Consider the following 17,212-nt stretch of genomic DNA (forward strand, 5'->3'; position numbering starts at 1 on the left):
GGGAAGTGTGTTCACATGGGTCAATTCTCAGTGACAATTTATGGGGCTACCGGGTCAGTTCTCAGTGACAATCAACAGCTATGTCTAACCAAGGCTGGAGGTCGGCTTGGCGGGACCTTCCGGACCTTCGCTGCACTTGCATGATCTCCGCCGCATCTGCGAGGACTTTAATAATGGGCGGAGAGCCGCCGTTCGTCGCAAAACGCGCGAACGGCAGCTCTGCGGACAAAGCTGAGACAAGCATTTTTGCTTCAGTTGACCATTTCCGCCCTGCGAACTCTTGCTAAGCGCAAGATGCTGCGCCCGACCTTCAGGTAAACATCTTGGCCAACATCACTATGGCCATGCCCATCATCATCAGATTTTCGGACAGGCTCACAAATCCGAGAGGCACGTTCGAATTGCCGCCAACGCAGGCGCATTTTAACTCACGCTTGTCGATGTAGACGGCCTTGAACACGCTTACTGCGCCAACCGTGGCTATGAAGAGTGCGGCTGGGGCGGCAATTGAGGTTAGCAACATCCCGGTCATCAGCACGCCCGCCCCGGTTTCAACCCATGGATAAACGTAGGCATATGGCACCCATTTGCGTGCCAGCAGGTCGTAGTTGAGGAACATCGTCGTGAAGCTTTCAATATCACGCAGCTTCTGCATTCCCAATAGGATCATCGAGACTGAAATGAACCAACCGAGCGTCTGCCACGTGATCGCGCCGAGAAAGCCGATGGACAGAGCAAGCGCTGTCGCCGCAGCCACGGCAAAGAGATAGATCACGGGATTGTAGGTGGTCGACGCAGGGTCGTAGTCGGTAAGTTCTTGGCGCAGGGCGTCATAGCCGCCAATGCGCTTCCCTTCGATCCAGACTTGCGGGGTCGTGGGAACATCGTATTGCGCCTTGAACGCGTCGACTTCGGACCGCGCGCGGAACAGGCGGTCATCGACCTCGTAGCCCTTGCGCTCCAAAAGCCATCGCGCCTTCTGCCCTGACGGGCACAGGTGGTTTGGCAGGGCCATGCGGTAGAGCACGGCGGTTTTCCCTGTCGCGGATGCGGCTGGGTCAGCTGTTACGTCTGCGACATCGCGGGTGTCACATGGCATGATATGCTCCTTTATCTTAGGGTTTGGTGCGGGGCGTGCCAGGCGCTGCATCCCCGTTGGCTTCGATGTCTTCGATATATAGCTTCATCTCTTCGATCTCGCTGCGCTGTGCCTCGATGATCGCGTCGGCCAACTCGCGCACGCGCGGATCGGACAGGTTTGCGCGTTCGCTGGTCAGGATCGCGATTGAATGGTGCGGGATCATGGCTTTCATCCAAGCGGTGTCGCCTACCGTATCTTGCGACCGGACCAAGTAGACGCCGGCCGCAAAGGCGATGGCAGCCCCAGTGAAGATCGCAAAATTCGTCTTTCGATTGGAATACATGCCGAGCATGAAGGCGAGCATGATAATTGCCATTACCCCGCCCATATAGAGCGCCATCCACATCCGCGTCTGCGAGAAGAAGACATGGTCAAGGGCATAAGTGTTAAGATACATCAGGCCATACATCACGACCGTCGAGGTGCCGATCATCGCAAAGAACCGGCCATAGCCGCTGCTTGTGCTATCGTCGTGCTTATTCTTTGAATCCATTGTATTGCCCTCCTAAATTGCCAATGTGTGCCATCGTTTTATACCCATATGGGGTATATTATCCGATCGGCAACAAATCCCGAATGGAGCGACGCCTCATGAAGGCTAACAAGGAAAAGACGCTGGATCGCCTGGCGCGGCTCGAAGGACAAGTGCGCGGCATCGCGAAAATGGTTGAGGCCGACCGCTACTGCATGGACATCTTAGCACAGACTGCGGCAATCCGATCCGCCGTTCTGGGGGTCGAAAAGCTTGTGCTGGAGAACCACGCTCAGCATTGCGTCGAGGCTGCGATTGCCAGCGGCGACCCGGAAGAACAACGCGCCAAGTTTGACGAGTTGATTGGTCTTTTGCAAAAGGCGTCGAAGTAGGCGTTTCGGACCGAATGCCCATCGCGCTCTGGCACCGTAGCCAGCGCCTCTGACCTCTTCTCTGGGTCGGAACGCCAATCCGCCGCCCCGCACTTTAGGCCGGTTTCCGCCAGAAAACCGCAATCCTTCCAGCGCTGGACGCGTTGACAGGCTCTGCGACTTACGACACTGCTAACACCTATGCGTGCTCTGGAAGACATATCCAACCTCTGTCGCGTCCTTCTCGGCGTGGTTTTGGCCTGTGGTCTGTTGCTGCTGCCGCCCTCGTCGGTTCATGCCGAAAGCGGGATGCATGACAGCGCGCAGGCGGCGCATCACGCGGGTCATCAGATGACCACAGAGTCCGAACTGCATCCGGACGCAGCGGCCACGCCCGACCAAACAGAAATATCTGACAGTTTCGAAGGCGAGCCTTGCTGTGGTGGAATTTGCCTGACGGGAGCGCTGACCTCCTCGCAGGACGCCAAAATGACGGCTGTGCGATCCGTTGAATACACCAGCGTGTCCCATTCTGTCGCCTCTGGCCAACCCGCTGGTAAATTGCGTCCGCCTCGAGCCTGAGTTGATCCCGGCCGACTAACGGCCTTTGCATCCGCGGCGTCTGGCTGCGGGTAAGATCACCTTATTCTCAGGCAAAAAACCAATGAAATTACCACTGATTGCAGGGGCGATGTCCCTGACCCTTGGGGCTTGCGCCACGACGCTCCCCCCATTTCCAGACGTCACTGCCGCCTATGTGCAGCAGCCCACGCCTCTGCCCGAAGTCGCCGCGATGACCGCCGCCGACAACAGCACGCGCGGCAGTGCCACGACCGCCGAAGAGCAACCCTTTGCAGGCTACCGGCGTCGCGGCGTGGTGGAGCCGCTCGATTGGCGACGGTTGAACGCTGAACAGGCACCTATGCAAGGGATGGATATGCAGGGGATGAACCACTGATGCGTTGGAAATTGAAAACCGCCGCCGTCATTACACCACTGATCTTGGGCGCCTGCACGGCAACGGACCTGCCGGTGAGTTTCTCGGCCCGTGATGCTGGCTTTGCCACCGTGGAGGCACGCACCTCCAAGGCCATCGGCAAGCGCACCGTCTGGGCGCAGTCGCAGGCCGAGACCGTCGCGGCCTCCAAACAGGTCCGCGCCATGGTGCAGGGTAAAACGATCAGTGCCGAAACCGCTGTGCAGGTCGCGCTTTTGAACAACAAGGGGCTTCAGGCGTCCTATGCGCAGATCGGCCTCTCGGCGGCCGAAGCATGGCAGCAGTCCACGCCAGAAAACCCCGTCGTCTCCATCGGCTTGCTGGGCATCGGCGCGCCCGAGGTCGGGCTTTACCGTGCCTTGGAAAGCATGATCGCCGTGAACCTGCTGGACGCTCGCACCCGCAAACAGCGCATCGCCGCTGCCGAGGCGGAATTCCAGCACGCGCAGATGCAGGCGGTGAGCGACACGCTGGCACTGGCCAATGAAACGCGCGAGGCATGGATCAACGCGGTCGCCGCCTTTGAGGCGGTGGGCTACCTTAAACGTGCTGCCGTCACCACCGATGCGGCGGCGGAACTGGCGCAGCAGCTGGGCAAGACCGGCGCGCTCAACAAGGCCGCACAGGCCCGCGAGCAGGCGTTCAATGCCGAGATGGCCGGACAGCTGGCGCAGGCGCGGCTGGATGCGCAATTGGCCAAGGAACAGCTGACCCGGCTCATGGGGCTCTGGGGGCAGGACGTGGCCTATTATGTGCCCGATGCTCTGCCCCGCGTGCCCAATACGGTCAGCAGCCACAAGGGCATCGAACGGCTGGCGCTCGCCAATCGTGTTGATTTGGAAGTCGCCCGGCTGGGGTTGGCAGCAACGGCCAAGGCCTATGGTCTGACCGATGCCACCCGCACCCTGACCGACCTCGAAGTCATCGCTGGTGCCGAGGTCGAGCGTGAGGAAGAGGACGGGGAAGTCGAGACCAGTATCTCACCTCAGGTCGAGTTCGAGTTCGTCATCCCAATTTTCGACAGCGGCAAGGCGCGAATGCGCAAGGCCGAGCTTAGCTATCTTCAAGCCGCCAATGTGCTGGCCGAACGGGCGGTGAACGTCCGCTCCGAAGCCCGGGCGGCGGCCACGGCCTACCGCTCAAGCCACCAGATCGCACGGCACTACTCAGACGTGGTGCTGCCTTTGCGCCGCACCATCGATGAAGAGGCTCTGCTCAGCAACAACGGCATGATCACCAGCACCTTCGATCTGTTGAACGACGCCCGCGAAAAGATCGGAAGCCAGCTTGAGGCAGCCAATGCCAAGCGTGAGTTCTGGCTGGCCTCTGCCGGTCTGACCGCCGCGATCTACGGCGGTGGCAGCGGCGGCGGCGGTGCCGGCGGAGAGACACAGATCGCCGCCAGTGGCGGCGCAGGACATTGAGACAAGGAAGCAACCAGATGATTAACAGACGTCAACTGCTGGGGGCCGGCGCTGCGGGTGCAACGCTCGTGTCCTCCAAAGCATGGGGCCAGACCATGAATATGGGCCTGCCCGAGGCCGCCGAGATGGATTCGGCCCTCACCCAAGCGCCGACCCGTCCCACCAGTGGGCCGGACTATAACCCCGTGGTCACGCTCAACGGCTGGACCCTGCCGCACCGGATGAACAATGGCGTGAAGGAATTTCACCTCGTTGCCGAGCCGGTCGAGCGTGAACTTGCTGATGGTATGGTCGCGCGCCTCTGGGGCTACAACGGTCAGTCCACCGGTCCGACCATCGAAGCCGTCGAGGGCGACCGGGTGCGCATCTATGTTACCAACCGCCTGCCGGAACATACGACGGTGCATTGGCACGGGCTGATCCTGCCCTCGGGCATGGACGGTGTCGGCGGGCTGAGCCATCCGGGCATCCCGCCGGGCAAGACATTTATCTACGAGTTCGACCTGACCAAATCCGGCACCTTCATGTATCACCCGCATGGGGATGAGATGGTGCAGATGGCGATGGGCATGATGGGCATGTTCGTGGTCCATCCCAAAGACCCCGATTTCATGCGCGTTGATCGGGATTTCCTGATTATGCTGAACGCTTTCGACATCGATCCGGGCAGCTACATCCCGAAAATCATGACGATGACGGATTTTAACCTCTGGACATGGAACAGCCGCATCTTCCCGGACATTGACCCCCTGGTCGTCAACCATGGCGACAAGGTTCGCGTGCGCGTCGGCAATCTCACGATGACCAACCACCCGATCCACATGCATGGCTATGACTTCAAGGTCACCTGCACGGATGGCGGCTGGGTGCCGGAATCGGCGCAGTGGCCCGAGGTCTCCATCGACATTCCCGTCGGCGCCATGCGCGCCTATGAGTTCGTGGCCGAGCATCTGGGCGACTGGGCGATCCACTGTCACAAGTCGCACCACACGATGAACGCTATGGGCCACGACGTGCCCACGCTGATCGGCACCAACAGTTCCAACATGACACGTCAGGTCCGCCGCGTGCAGCCTGAGTTCATGCCCATGGGCACGGCGGGCATGGCGGATATGGGCGAAATGTCGATGCCGCTGCCCGACAACACCGTGCCGATGATGGCCGGCTGGGGGCCGCATGGACCCCTTGAAATGGGCGGCATGTTTTCGGTCGTGAAGGTGCGCGAAGGCATCGACGCGGACGACTACGAAGATCCCGGCTGGTATGAAAACCCTCCGGGCACCGAGGCGTATGAATGGACCGGGGAACTGCCGGACTTCGCGCAGAACCACAGCCCGAAAACCCAGATCACGCCGAAACCAACCTCCAAGGGCTAAGCGGCTCTTGGACTATAATCACCTCTAAAACCATACAGGAAACACCATGAACAAATTTCTTCTCTCAACCGCCCTCAGCCTTCTCATCACCGCTCCGGCCTATGCGGCAGGCACCCATGGCGGCGGTCACGCCGATGACGGCCATGGCGACATGCACAAGGAAATGGCCGCAGGCATGCCCGGCAAGGCCGAGGCGGTTGACCGCACGATCGAGGTGACCATGCGCGAAACCGACGACGGCGAGATGATCTTTGAACCCGCCGAGTTCGACATCAAAAAAGGCGAGACCATTCGCTTTGGCGTCACCAACAAAGGCGAGATCGAGCATGAGTTCGTAATCGACACGATGGAAGGCAATGCCGAGCACAAGGACGCCATGGCCAAGATGGACATGGAGCATGACGACCCGAACTCCGTTCGCCTTGATCCCGGCATGGAGGGCGAGGTGATCTGGACCTTCGCCAATGAAGGTTCCTTCGAGTTCGCCTGCCTGATCCCCGGCCATTACGAATCCGGCATGCATGGCCCGATCACCGTGAAGCAGTCTGATGAGGCCCCCGCGGCGCCCGCCGTCTACTCAACCGGCAAGATCAAGAAAGTCGACGCCAAGGGCAAGAAAGTGACCATCATTCACGGCCCGCTGGAAAACCTCGACATGCCGTCGATGACCATGGTGTTCAAAGCCGATGAGACGCTGATCGCCAATATGAAGGAAGGCCAGAACATCGAATTCGTGGCCGACCGTGTAAAAGGCAAGCTGACCGTCACAGCGATGAAGTAAGCGCCGACAGCAGGGCCGGTGAACTGGCTGGCCCTGCTCTTTCCACCAAACAATAAGGCAGTTCGAGTAATGAGATCGCGTGGAACCACCGCCCTTTGGGCCATCGCTGCACTGCAGGCAATTGTGGCAATCTTCTTTTCCGTCTGCTTCCTGCTGGACGCCATGGGAATGGAGCCTGACTTTCTGATTTGGCAAAGCCACGAGTATCAACAAACGATCTTGGCCATCGGCCTGAACCTCGGCGTGGCGCTTGGTTGGGTCGCCCTCAGGACCAGTCTGCAACGTGCGCGGCTGGCCGAAGATAAGATGCGCCGCTGCACCTCGGAGTTCTCGATGGTGATGACGCAACATTTCACGGATTGGCGGCTGACCCCCGCAGAGCGGGACGTCGCGGTCTTTTTGGTCAAAGGACTAAGCACCCGCGACATTGCGGAACTGCGCGGCACCTCAGAAGGGACAATCAAGGCGCAGACAAACGCGATTTATCGCAAGGCTGCCGTCACCGGGCGCACACAGTTGCTCAGCACCTTCATTGAAGATCTGATGGATGACGCATTGATGCCCGCGGAGGCCCTGCAAACTGTGGCTGTGAAGGGTTCGACTATAGGCGCTGCAACCAGAACAAACGCCGCCCCCGCTTAATCGCCTGAGGAAAAGCCCCCAACAAAGCAGGTTGCCCCTTCATGATCCAAGCAATTCTTCTATCAGTTCTGGTCGTCAGCATCTGCACGGCGATCCACTATTTCGTGCTCAAATGGGTTTCCGATACCATCGCGCAGCGCAAAAGAGCTGCGCATGGCCAGAACCTTGGCTTGGCCATCGGCGCAATCACAATCGCGCATGTCATCGAGGCTTTCATCTATACGCTGTTCTTCCTTTGGGCTGTGCAGGGTTTGCAAATCGGCGCGCTGAACGTCTCCGGCCCGGCGGGCAAGCCCACCACGATGATGGATTATTTCTATTTCTCGCTGGTCAACTTCACCACCTTAGGGCGGGGCGACTTGACCCCCGTGGGGCACCTGCGCTTCCTTACCGGGATAGAAGCATTTCACGGCTTTCTCATGATAACGGCGTCAGGAAGCTTCGTGCTACAGATCATGGGGGGACGCGCCCCCCTGTCGGACAAGGGATGACCCAAGTGGTTCGACTCATTCTCTTTCCCGATAGAGAGCGCATAGGCGGCCCACCTCCAACCCGTCATCGGCAGTTGGGATCGGCCCCGGCAGGACATACCTACACGCCTCGGACATCGGCGCGCCCTGTCCCCCGTGGCAGCATCAATCGCAATTTATCCCGATAAGGCATGACATGAACAGAAGACAATTCCTTGCCAGCGTCTCAGCCGCGACGGTCCTGCCACTGCCGGGCCTCGCTGGTCAAACGCCCCTGAAGCTGAGGGCCGAGGCCGTCACGCGTCAAATTCTTCCCGAAGGGGAAGGCGCCACCGCGATGCTGGGGTTCAACGGGTCGATGCCTGGGCCGGAACTCAGGGTGAAGCGCGGGGAGCGGGTCTCAATCGAGGTCAAGAACGGGCTCGAAGAGGGCACCGCCGTGCATTGGCACGGCATCCGGTTGGAAAACCGGATGGATGGCGTTCCGGTCCTGACGCAAGACCTGATTAACCCCGGTGACAGCAAGACCTACAGCTTCGTCCCGCCCGACGCGGGGACCTACTGGTATCATTCGCACTACATCTCGCAAGAGCAGGTGGCGCGGGGTCTGATGGGGCCGCTGATCGTCGAAGACGACGCCCCCCTCGATCTGGACCATGACATCACCGTGATCCTGTCCGATTGGATCATCGACGAAGATGGCAGCCTTGTTGATGAATTCACCGACATGCATAGCGTCGCACATGCGGGCTATATGGGCAATTTCGCCCGCGGCTTCCTATCGCTAAGCGAGGTGCGGCAAGGTGATCGCATCCGCCTGCGGCTGATCAATGCGGCGACCAACCGTATTTTCCCCCTAAGCATCTCTGGCGTCTCTGGTTCGGTTGTCGCCTTGGACGGCATGGCACTGAGCCAACCCCGCGCGGCCTCTGACCTCGTTCTGGCACCGGCCCAGCGGGCCGATCTGATCGTTGATGTCACCGGCCCGGTCGGCTTTGACATGCCCACGCGGCAGGAGCCTTACCGTCTGGCCGAATTGTCCATCTCCGGCGAGAATACGGATCGGCAATCTGGCCCTCTGCCGACACTGGCGGCACCGGACCGCCCGGCACCGGGCACCCCCTCCCAGCACCTGACGCTGACCATGATGGGCGGTGCCATGGGCGGTCGGCACGGCGGGGCCAATATCTGGTCCTTCAACGATGTCTCGGACCTGCCACAGGACCCCTTTGCCGCCATCGAACGCGGCGAAACGGTGCGGATCACCTTGGTTAATGAAACCGCCTTTTCACATGGCATTCATCTGCATGGGCACCACTTCTATGAGATGGCGCTTGACGGCCGCCTCGGCGATCTGCGCGATACAACCTTGGTCGCTGCCGGGGAAAGCCGCGATGTTCTCTGCGTCTTCGATAATCCGGGGCGCTGGTTGATCCATTGTCATATGTTGAGCCACGCCATCGGGGGAATGCGCACATGGGTAGAAGTCGCATGAAACGGATCGCTTTGATTTTCTGTGCCGTCGCATCTGCCGCGCAGGCCGATCACGAACTCGACGGCCGCGATCTCGTCGCGGGACGCGCGCTCTACGCCGAGAACTGCGCCGCCTGCCATGGCGCAGACCTCGAAGGACAGCCCGACTGGCGAACGCCAGACGAAGATGGTGTGCTGCCCGCGCCGCCGCATGATGCAACGGGGCATACTTGGCACCATGATAATACGCTGCTGTTCGACTACACCAAGCTCGGGGGCGAGGTTGCGCTGGCGTCCCGGGGCGTGAAGGGTTTCAACAGCGGCATGCCCGCCTTCGGTGAGGTAATCTCAGACGAAGATATTTGGACCATACTGGCTTATATCAGGTCGACCTGGCCACCGCGCTCAAAGGCTGCTCAGGCCAGCCGAAATCGACCCCATTGAGAGCCGGCAACTTTGCTGGGGCTCGGCCCCCAAACTGACACCGATAAGCAGTAGGGGCTAAAATGTGCCACCTAAACGACCAGAAAATGCGACCATTCGTCTAAGCCTCGGCATCGGACGAAAGAGAGCGCTTCGGTCATTCGCTGAAACCTTGTCGAACGACCGCTAAGGGCCGTCCTCTGCAAAGAATGCGATGCTGCGACTGCGAATAGCTTCAAGCTCGGCACGGTCACAACGGGCTCAAAGCGGACGTAGCGCTTCGAGGCTCAGAAACGCTCAGCCGTGGTGTAGCCGTCGAGAGATCGACGGATGTTGTTCAGAGGCTAAGAGCCTTCTCTGCCTCGCTGTGTTCAAAGGCATCTGCGAGAGATTTCAGATCTTCTCCACCAACACCGAATTGCCGCATGAGAGGTCTCCACCGGTTGGCGATGAGTGAGGCCATCGCACGCACCCGCTTGCGCGCCTCGTGCTCCGATAGATCGAAGAACTCCGCAGCGGCCACCGCAAGATCGAGTGACGCCTTAAATGGCCCTCCTTCTATGATCGCCGTCTCGAGATAGCGATGGCGTCCCGCTTGTGGGTTCACATCAAAGAGCGGAGAGAGCCGCCAAAGGCCGTTGTCGGCATAGATGAAGCCGTGGTTCTTCAGGTGATCATCCGTGTTGGTGACAAGGACGTTGAAGGCCATTCGTGCCCAAAGTTCATGCAGATCTGCCCGCCCAGCCTTACTGATCATCCGGATCGCCTCTGCAATCTCTGTATAGGAGCCTGGCTTCGCTCCGGATCGATTAAGAGCTGTGCGGGCTGAAAAATATGGGACACGCGCGCCCGCTCGCCGATCGAAGCGCCTGATCAGGGCCACTGGATGGTCCGAGTTTTCCAACATCAACTGAGCGTCTGGCGCGCGCAGGCCGCATTCCCGCGCCAACTGTAAGGTCGCGACCTCGATGCGCTCCACAGGGCTCTGGTCTCTCAAGGATGAGAACTTAGCAATCCAGAGCGCGTCGCGGTCTTGCACATTTACCTTGGGTCGGGCGCCGCCAATCGAGCCGCCAGCGCCTGCGATCAGGCGCAGATCCTCGCTCGACACCTCGCGTCGCTGCTCGCCCCTGACCGCAATGTTCCGGAGTGCGTCAAGCTGGTTGATGTTCGGCACCGGTGCGCGATGTCCACTGATGATCCCGCCGTCTTCTCCAGTGAAGCGGAGTGCACCCTGACGCGTGGTATCATCTAATAGGGTAAGCATGTCGAATTCACTGAGGTCCGCGCCGTGAACGCGCGCCATCAAGAGGCGCCCCCATGCATCAGGCGTTGCATCTTGAAGGACGGAAGGCAGGCTGTCGCGCTGATCGCCTGTGGATGCCTTAGACACATAGGAGGGCGTTAATCCGAGCGGCAGCTGAGGTGCGATCGCGAAGGCACGCGCATCGTTCAGCCATCTCTCGAAATATTGAAACTCGGAATGATGGCGGCGCGACCCTTGGGTGAACCGCAGCTTACCGACCGGCAAGAGTGCGCTTCCAAGACAGACATGGGTGACCTTCTGTTCCGGGGTGCCCGGGGCCATCAGAAGCCTACGCCTTCGTCATCATCATCAACGTCGGCCTCATGGCGGCTATCCGGAGCTCGTGCGCCGCCACGCTTTACATAGGATGTCCCCCGCTTAGGAATTGCGTCGAGTGCGAGGGACAGGCCCACAGCATCCTCTTCTATTCGCAGGATCTCCGCGAGGGCATCGGGCTCGCCGAGCGCCGCAAGCACCCCGGCCAGTTTCCCGATGCCCACGCCAGCATCGCCCCGCTCCAGACGCTGTATCGTCTTTTCTGACACGCCTGCGCGTTCGGCGAGATCGAGCATGGCAAGACGACGCGCGAGGCGCGCCTGCTTGATGTTACGGCCAAGGTCTACCAAAGCCCTCTGGGCACGAAGATTCGACATTACTGGTCTTATGTGGCTTATAAAAGATGATTAAAGGTCATATATGACCTATTAACCCGTGAACTTCAACTAACAAGGTCAAAGCTGGCCGATGCGCGGCGTATCGGTGCCAGATATGGACGAGTTCTTGCCGCTGTCGGCATCCGCACCGCCACTGCGGGTGGGGGTTTTTCCAGAGATCAATAACACTACGGCGCCGTGGGCAGGGTCTAATCTCCAAGCCTGTTCTTGGCTTCGGGAAGGTCTTTATCATAGACAAGGTTCCCGTCCTCATCGAGGCCAACTCCAAGCCCAAGGCGCCGCAGTCGTTCGAAAAACGCTTCCTCATCGGGCCCAGGCTGGCCCATCTTCTCTATAAACCATTCCTCCCACTCGGGGTCTGATTCATCCGGTATTGGGTCTGTCATCCCGGTGCTCCTACTCTGCTGAACCGAGTTTATCACAAAATTGACGCTAAAACCGGCCGGCGCTAAATCCGCCCGAGTGCCGTCTTAGCTAAGTTGGTTAAAGCGCTTGATTGTGGATCAAGGGTTCGCAAAATCGAGATTAACGGATGCCGCCCCCCCCTTCTGCGACATGAGTGCTACATTAGCTGTAATGCACAGGAGAGGGTATGTTGACGTGTCATTCGATGCGGCTGAGCCGCGGGACCCAAAAGATCATAACGCGAAAGAACGCCGACCATGCGATCTGGGTAAGGAGATAAAGGATGGTGCACGTCGCATCGAAGATTCTCGGAACAGTGAACGCGCCATATGGTGCGAACCTATCCGCTTGTCAGCTTGCCACCGCAATCTCTGACATTGAGGCCGCTCAGTCCTTCATGGGGCCGGCCTTCTCCTTCTTCTCTGAAGTCTCCCCGGATCTTCAGCTTTCCTTCGTGTCAGAGATGGGACTGCCCCATGATAAGGTGCGGCAGGTCGCGGAGCACTTTCAGACGCTTTGCCCGTTCCCGTTGGCACTCGCTAAGTAGGAGCGGGTCTTCGTCACAAGCAAAAGGACCCCCTGTAAAACGCGTGGTTCGGTATGAACTGCGACAGAACTGTGCTATGCTCTATAGTGTTCAGTGTGAACCTGGGCGACGGCTCAAAGGAGGGGCAATGGCTATTTTTGACATCATCGTGTCGATCGCGTCGGTTGTTCTGGCTGGCGTGGCCATCGCCTATATGGCCTACTTGGCTCGGGTGAGCGGCCGAGATCGTCCGCACGATCCTGAGCGCTTGCGTCGATTTATCGCGAACGCGCCATACAACCTCGACGGTGAAAGACATAGCCAGAAAAGATGATCGGCTTTCTTGCAACTAAACTCTCCTCGGACGTCATCGTGACTGCAGAGATATCTTCTGCTTTCGGTAGCTAATCCAAGCAAGAAAATTTCAGACTGAATAATGACCAGTCTCTTCCTGGCATTCGAGCGCCGCAAAGATCATTCGAGCCGAGTGGGGTTTGAAATAGGAACTTTACATGTTCCTTTTGCGGTAGTGGCCTTCAACTCAATAGGCGCCGCAAGGAAACAAAAAGGCATTGTGGCGGCTGGATGACGTAAAATGAGACACGTTGGAAACAATCCATCAATAACCTTATCAGTTAGTCAAATTTCATTAGATAGAAGCTCAGACATGTCCTCGTTGCCGCCTCGGACGCCACTGCAATCGATATCAGCTGTGAGCCTGACTGACCGTCTTGTGCGTGAGTAGCTTCACACTCGCGGTCTGGGCGCCCCTGTAGCGGGCGGCCTTAAACTGACCTTCACCAATCAGACCCTATACTGCACTGCGGCACACCAAACTGGACCTCGCTCGCATCTCTTTTATGAAAAGTGACACCAACCGTAGCATCTTCCGTAACGCTTTGAAGATCGGAACATGGTCCAGTGAAACGTGTGGCCGCGCTGTTCGGCATCTTAAGATGCTTATGCGCCAGGTTCTTCGCCGGCGTTTTTTGCACCGTCTTTATGGCCAAACAACGCGGCACCATCATGGGCATTATCTGAGGTTTCAAACTCAAGGCTCGAGTGGGTAATGCCGAAGTCATCTTCGAGCTTTGTCTTGAGCGCCCGTTTTACTGTTTCAAGATCCGCCCAATCTCGGCTCACCAACACCACATGACAATCAAGCGCCACTTCATGCTCCTGCATCTGCCAGAGATGAACGTGATGCACATCCCCGACGCCCTCGACGCTGGTCATGGCCTTTACAACCGCCCCTGCATCCATGTCAGGCGGGCTGCCCAACATCAGCATACGAATCGGGCCGCCGATTTCAGTGAGTGCCAGATAGAGGATATAGACCGCGATACCGATGGTGATCGCCGGATCAACCCAGCGAAGGTCGTAAAGGATGATGAGCGTGCCGCCGATAATCACCGCGACCGAGGCCAGCGCATCGGACAGGTTGTGCAAAAACAACGCCCTAATATTCACGCTGCCCTTCTGCATCGAGTAGGTCAGAAGCGCCGTCAACGTATCGACGACAAGCGCGACCCCGCCCAGAATGACCACCGTCCAACCCGCCACCGCAGGCGGATCGATCATGCGCATCCCGCCTTCGTAGATCAGATATATCCCGACAAGAATGAGCGTGGTGTAGTTAATCAGAGCCGCAATGATTTCGATCCGGCCATAGCCGAAGGTCATCCGCGCATCTGCCGGACGCCGTGCGATCTTGCGGGCAACAAAGGCAATGACCAATGAGGCCATGTCCGAAAAATTGTGCAGCGCGTCGGCGATAAGGGCGAGCGACCCCGCAAAGACACCGCCTACGATCTGCGCCACCGTCAGAAGGGCATTTGCCCAGATGGCCAGTGATACTCTGCGGTCCCCGCTTTCGGGGTCAATATGGGCGTGATCATGTGCCATGTGTGCTTCCTACCGGTTTAGGGTCAGAACCGCTGCGTTTTAGGCAGCCTCGTAGTGTGTGAACACCTCGCTGCTGCCATCACGGACAATCAGATAGACGTCATATGCATCGCGTTCGTTCTCCGGTCCCATCCCCGGCGAGCCATAGGGCATCCCCGGCACGGCGAGACCGATGGCATCTGGGCGCTCGGCCAGCAGTTTACGGATGTCGGCGGGCGGGACGTGACCTTCGATCATATAGCCCTCGATCTTTCCAGTGTGGCAGGAGGCCATACTTTGCGGGATGCCGTTGTCTTGCTTGTATTTGATCAAGAGCGTTCCCAAGCTGCGTTCGGTCGTTACGGCAAAGCCCTCGTTCTCCAGAATTTCGATCCAAGCCGAACAGCAGCCGCAGTTGGGGTCTTTCATCACGTGGATGGCGGGCTTTACTTCGGCCCATGCCGCAAATGGTGCGGCGGCGGCAAAACTTACAGAACAGGCCAGCAGACTACGTCGTGTGAGGGTCATGTGAAGTCCTTCCAAAGGTTCAAACTGTCGTTTCATTTGTCGTATGTGTTGTAGGGTGGCGGCCAGGTTCGGCCACCCGCTCAGCGGTGGTTGGCCGGAAAAACAGCAGCCGGAGGGCGTTAAGCGTTACCAGAACAGTTGCCCCGGTATCCGCCAAGATCGCGATCCAGAGGCCAGTGATGCCAAGCACGGTGGTGACAAGGAACACGGCTTTCAGCCCGAGCGCGATGGCGATGTTCTGCCGGATATTGCCCATCGCTGCGCGGGCAAGACGGATTTGGCCAGGCACGTCTGTCACCCGATCACGCAGGATCGCCGCATCGGCGGTCTCGAGCGCTACATCGGTGCCGGAGCCCATTGCGACGCCCACATGGGCCGCCGCGAGCGCGGGGGCGTCATTGATGCCGTCGCCGATCATCATGACCTTCGCCTCAGCCGTGAGGTTTTGAATGGCCGCGACCTTATCTTCGGGCATCAGCTCGGCGCGGTGCTCGATGCCCAGCCCCACTGCGATGGCCGAGGCCGTGCGCCGGTTGTCCCCGGTGAGCATCACCGGGGAAATACCCAAAGCATTCAATTGCGCCACCGCCTCCGCCGCATCGGCGCGGGGTTCATCGCGCAGGGCGATAAGACCGTGGGCCACATCGCCGCGCAGCACGATCACCACGGTTTTGCCCTGCGCTTCGAGCGTCTCGACTTGGGTGCGCAATGTCTCTGACAGCGCCCCGCGTTCTGCCGCCAAACGGGGGGAGCCAACGTAGATGGTCGCCCCTGCGATCACCGCCTCGGCCCCTTTTCCAGGTAAGGCACGTGATTGTGTCGCGGGGGCAGGATCGATCCCGCGTGTTTCAGCCGCGCCGCAAATTGCTTGGCCGAGCGGGTGGCTCGCGCCGTTCTCAACCCCTGCGGCAAGGGCCAGAAGGTCAGCTTCATTCCCCACCAGCACCTGCACATCGGTCACCCGCGGCTTGCCGTGGGTCAGCGTTCCGGTCTTGTCAAAGGCCACATGGGTGACCCGCGCCGCCGCTTCGATCACTGCGCCGCCCTTCATCAGCAACCCGTTGCGCGCCCCGGTGGACAGAGCCGAGGTGATCGACGCAGGCACCGAGATCACCAGCGCGCAGGGGCAGCCGATCAGCAGCAAAGCCAACGCTCGATACACCCATTCGCCCCAAGCTCCCCCGAAGGCGAGCGGCGGCACCACGGCCACCAAAACGGCCATGCCGACCACGGCGGGCATGTAGACGCGGCTGAACCGATCAATGAAGCGTTCGGTCGGTGCGCGGGCGCTTTCGGCCTCTTCCACCAGCCGCACAATGCGGGCGATGGTGTTGTCCGCCGCAGCCTTGGTAACGCGGACGCGGAGCAGCGCTTCTGTGTTGATCGATCCGGCAAAAACATCCGCGCCCAGCTCCTTAAGGCGCGGCACGCTCTCGCCGGTTACGGGGCTTTCGTCCACGCCCGAGGTGCCGCTGACCACTTCGCCGTCACAGGGCACCCGATCCCCGGGGCGCACCTGCACAATCTGGCCGACGCTGAGCGCCTCTACCGCCACCTCCCGCGTCTTGTTGCCCACCTCAAGCCGCGCCGTTTTCGGCATCAGCTTGGTCAGCGCACGGATGCTGTTACGCGCCTTCCCGGCAGAGACACCCTCCAGCAATTCGCCCACGGCAAAGAGAAAGACCACCAGCGCGGCCTCTTCCGGCTCTCCGATCACGAGCGCGCCACTGGCGGCGATGGTCATCAGCATTTCGATGGTAAAGGGCATGCCCACCCGCGCCATTGCAAAAGCCCGGCGGGCGACGGGGATAAGCCCGATCAGCGTGGCGATGACAAAGGCCCAATGCGAAACCTCAGCCGGCAGGACAAGCCGCGATGCCCATGCCGCTGCGAGCAACGCGCCGCTGCCGAGGACCAAGCGGCCTTTCATGGTTTGATACCAAGCGGGATCTGCTGTCTCTTCGGGCGCAGTGTCCTGAGGCACGGCCCCTGCCCCACCGATCACCGCATCGTCCGGCAGGATGAAACCGCCCTTGGGCCTCTCTGCCTTTGTCCCCTTCGGTGAGATGCCAAAACCAATGCCGCGCACGGCTTTCTCGATACGCTCGGGCGAAGTCTCACCCTCATCCAGCGTTAGGCGCAGCCGTTCGGACATCAGCGCGACATCTACATCCGCGACCCCCGGCAAGCGCTCCACCGCGCCGCGCACCTTGGCCGCGCAGGCGCCGCAGTCCATCCCCGTGACGCGCCATTCCCGTTGTGCGGTGTTTCCGTCCGCCATCTCTGTTTCCAATCCGATTCACAGTCAGGAGCAGAGAT

19 protein-coding genes are annotated in these 17,212 nt (G+C 59.6%); 11 read left to right on the forward strand and 8 right to left on the reverse strand.

Annotated features, from left to right (window positions below):
• Positions 1–310: 310 nt before the first annotated feature.
• Positions 311–1,099 (reverse strand): MauE/DoxX family redox-associated membrane protein, encoded by a 789-nt coding sequence (locus tag ACGYK4_RS14050; protein ID WP_136720348.1) that lies wholly within the window; start codon positions 1,097–1,099, stop codon positions 311–313.
• Between the two features lie 16 nt (positions 1,100–1,115).
• A complete protein-coding gene (locus ACGYK4_RS14055) occupies positions 1,116–1,634 on the reverse strand; it encodes a DUF305 domain-containing protein (RefSeq protein WP_247744645.1) in 519 nt (172 codons plus the stop codon).
• Positions 1,635–1,732: 98 nt separating this feature from the next.
• Here ACGYK4_RS14055 and ACGYK4_RS14060 point away from each other — a divergent pair, with 98 nt between their 5' ends.
• The 9 genes from ACGYK4_RS14060 (at position 1,733) to ACGYK4_RS14100 (ending at position 9,591) form a co-directional block, all read left to right on the forward strand.
• Positions 1,733–2,005 carry a metal-sensitive transcriptional regulator gene (locus ACGYK4_RS14060; protein WP_093928486.1) on the forward strand — a complete coding sequence of 91 codons (273 nt, stop codon included), beginning with the start codon at positions 1,733–1,735 and terminating at the stop codon, positions 2,003–2,005.
• A 643-nt stretch (positions 2,006–2,648) separates the two neighbouring features.
• Positions 2,649–2,942 (forward strand): hypothetical protein, encoded by a 294-nt coding sequence (locus ACGYK4_RS14065; protein WP_136720347.1) that lies wholly within the window; start codon positions 2,649–2,651, stop codon positions 2,940–2,942.
• Entirely contained in the window at positions 2,942–4,405 is a 1,464-nt protein-coding gene (locus ACGYK4_RS14070; RefSeq protein WP_136720346.1) for a TolC family protein, read from the forward strand. Before ACGYK4_RS14065 ends, ACGYK4_RS14070 begins: the two co-directional genes overlap by 1 nt.
• A gap of 17 nt (positions 4,406–4,422) precedes the next feature.
• Positions 4,423–5,781, forward strand: a complete 1,359-nt coding sequence (locus ACGYK4_RS14075) for a multicopper oxidase family protein (RefSeq protein WP_209218807.1) — start codon at positions 4,423–4,425, stop codon at positions 5,779–5,781.
• Positions 5,782–5,827: 46 nt separating this feature from the next.
• The gene (locus tag ACGYK4_RS14080; RefSeq protein WP_209218808.1) at positions 5,828–6,562 is read left to right on the forward strand and encodes a copper-binding protein; all 735 of its coding nucleotides are present in this window, start codon (positions 5,828–5,830) and stop codon (positions 6,560–6,562) included.
• An 18-nt stretch (positions 6,563–6,580) separates the two neighbouring features.
• Positions 6,581–7,204, forward strand: coding sequence for a helix-turn-helix transcriptional regulator (locus ACGYK4_RS14085; RefSeq protein ID WP_276153988.1), 624 nt, complete (start codon positions 6,581–6,583; stop codon positions 7,202–7,204).
• Between the two features lie 41 nt (positions 7,205–7,245).
• Positions 7,246–7,695 carry an ion channel gene (locus ACGYK4_RS14090; RefSeq protein ID WP_136720344.1) on the forward strand — a complete coding sequence of 150 codons (450 nt, stop codon included), beginning with the start codon at positions 7,246–7,248 and terminating at the stop codon, positions 7,693–7,695.
• Between the two features lie 175 nt (positions 7,696–7,870).
• Entirely contained in the window at positions 7,871–9,169 is a 1,299-nt protein-coding gene (locus ACGYK4_RS14095) for a multicopper oxidase family protein (protein WP_209218810.1), read from the forward strand.
• Positions 9,166–9,591 (forward strand): c-type cytochrome, encoded by a 426-nt coding sequence (locus ACGYK4_RS14100; RefSeq protein ID WP_136720342.1) that lies wholly within the window; start codon positions 9,166–9,168, stop codon positions 9,589–9,591. The genes ACGYK4_RS14095 and ACGYK4_RS14100 overlap by 4 nt, the downstream gene beginning before the upstream one ends.
• Positions 9,592–9,907: 316 nt before the next feature.
• Here ACGYK4_RS14100 and ACGYK4_RS14105 read toward each other — a convergent pair whose 3' ends face one another.
• The 3 genes from ACGYK4_RS14105 to ACGYK4_RS14115 form a co-directional block, all read right to left on the reverse strand.
• Positions 9,908–11,158 carry a type II toxin-antitoxin system HipA family toxin gene (locus ACGYK4_RS14105; RefSeq protein WP_209218811.1) on the reverse strand — a complete coding sequence of 417 codons (1,251 nt, stop codon included), beginning with the start codon at positions 11,156–11,158 and terminating at the stop codon, positions 9,908–9,910.
• Positions 11,158–11,529: a helix-turn-helix domain-containing protein gene (locus ACGYK4_RS14110; protein WP_136720340.1), complete on the reverse strand. Its 372-nt coding sequence runs from the start codon at positions 11,527–11,529 to the stop codon at positions 11,158–11,160. Before ACGYK4_RS14110 ends, ACGYK4_RS14105 begins: the two co-directional genes overlap by 1 nt.
• A gap of 209 nt (positions 11,530–11,738) precedes the next feature.
• Positions 11,739–11,936 (reverse strand): hypothetical protein, encoded by a 198-nt coding sequence (locus ACGYK4_RS14115; RefSeq protein ID WP_136720339.1) that lies wholly within the window; start codon positions 11,934–11,936, stop codon positions 11,739–11,741.
• 302 nt (positions 11,937–12,238) lie between these two features.
• On the opposite strand from ACGYK4_RS14115, the gene ACGYK4_RS14120 reads away from it, so the two are divergent.
• Both ACGYK4_RS14120 and ACGYK4_RS14125 read left to right on the forward strand, forming a co-directional pair.
• On the forward strand, positions 12,239–12,502 hold the full coding sequence (locus tag ACGYK4_RS14120) for a hypothetical protein (protein WP_136720338.1): 264 nt from the start codon (positions 12,239–12,241) through the stop codon (positions 12,500–12,502).
• A 127-nt stretch (positions 12,503–12,629) separates the two neighbouring features.
• Positions 12,630–12,815 carry a hypothetical protein gene (locus tag ACGYK4_RS14125; RefSeq protein WP_136720337.1) on the forward strand — a complete coding sequence of 62 codons (186 nt, stop codon included), beginning with the start codon at positions 12,630–12,632 and terminating at the stop codon, positions 12,813–12,815.
• A gap of 626 nt (positions 12,816–13,441) precedes the next feature.
• Here ACGYK4_RS14125 and ACGYK4_RS14130 read toward each other — a convergent pair.
• The 3 genes from ACGYK4_RS14130 to ACGYK4_RS14140 are packed head-to-tail and all read right to left on the reverse strand — an operon-like array spanning position 13,442 to position 17,174.
• Positions 13,442–14,386 (reverse strand): cation diffusion facilitator family transporter, encoded by a 945-nt coding sequence (locus ACGYK4_RS14130; protein WP_394457083.1) that lies wholly within the window; start codon positions 14,384–14,386, stop codon positions 13,442–13,444.
• 39 nt (positions 14,387–14,425) lie between these two features.
• The gene (locus ACGYK4_RS14135) at positions 14,426–14,893 is read right to left on the reverse strand and encodes a DUF411 domain-containing protein (protein WP_136720336.1); all 468 of its coding nucleotides are present in this window, start codon (positions 14,891–14,893) and stop codon (positions 14,426–14,428) included.
• 19 nt (positions 14,894–14,912) lie between these two features.
• A complete protein-coding gene (locus tag ACGYK4_RS14140; protein ID WP_247744646.1) occupies positions 14,913–17,174 on the reverse strand; it encodes a heavy metal translocating P-type ATPase in 2,262 nt (753 codons plus the stop codon).
• Between the last annotated feature and the right edge of the window lie 38 nt (positions 17,175–17,212).

This window comes from Sulfitobacter sp. 1A13368 (assembly GCF_043557275.1).
Classification (GTDB): Bacteria; Pseudomonadota; Alphaproteobacteria; order Rhodobacterales; family Rhodobacteraceae; genus Sulfitobacter; species Sulfitobacter faviae.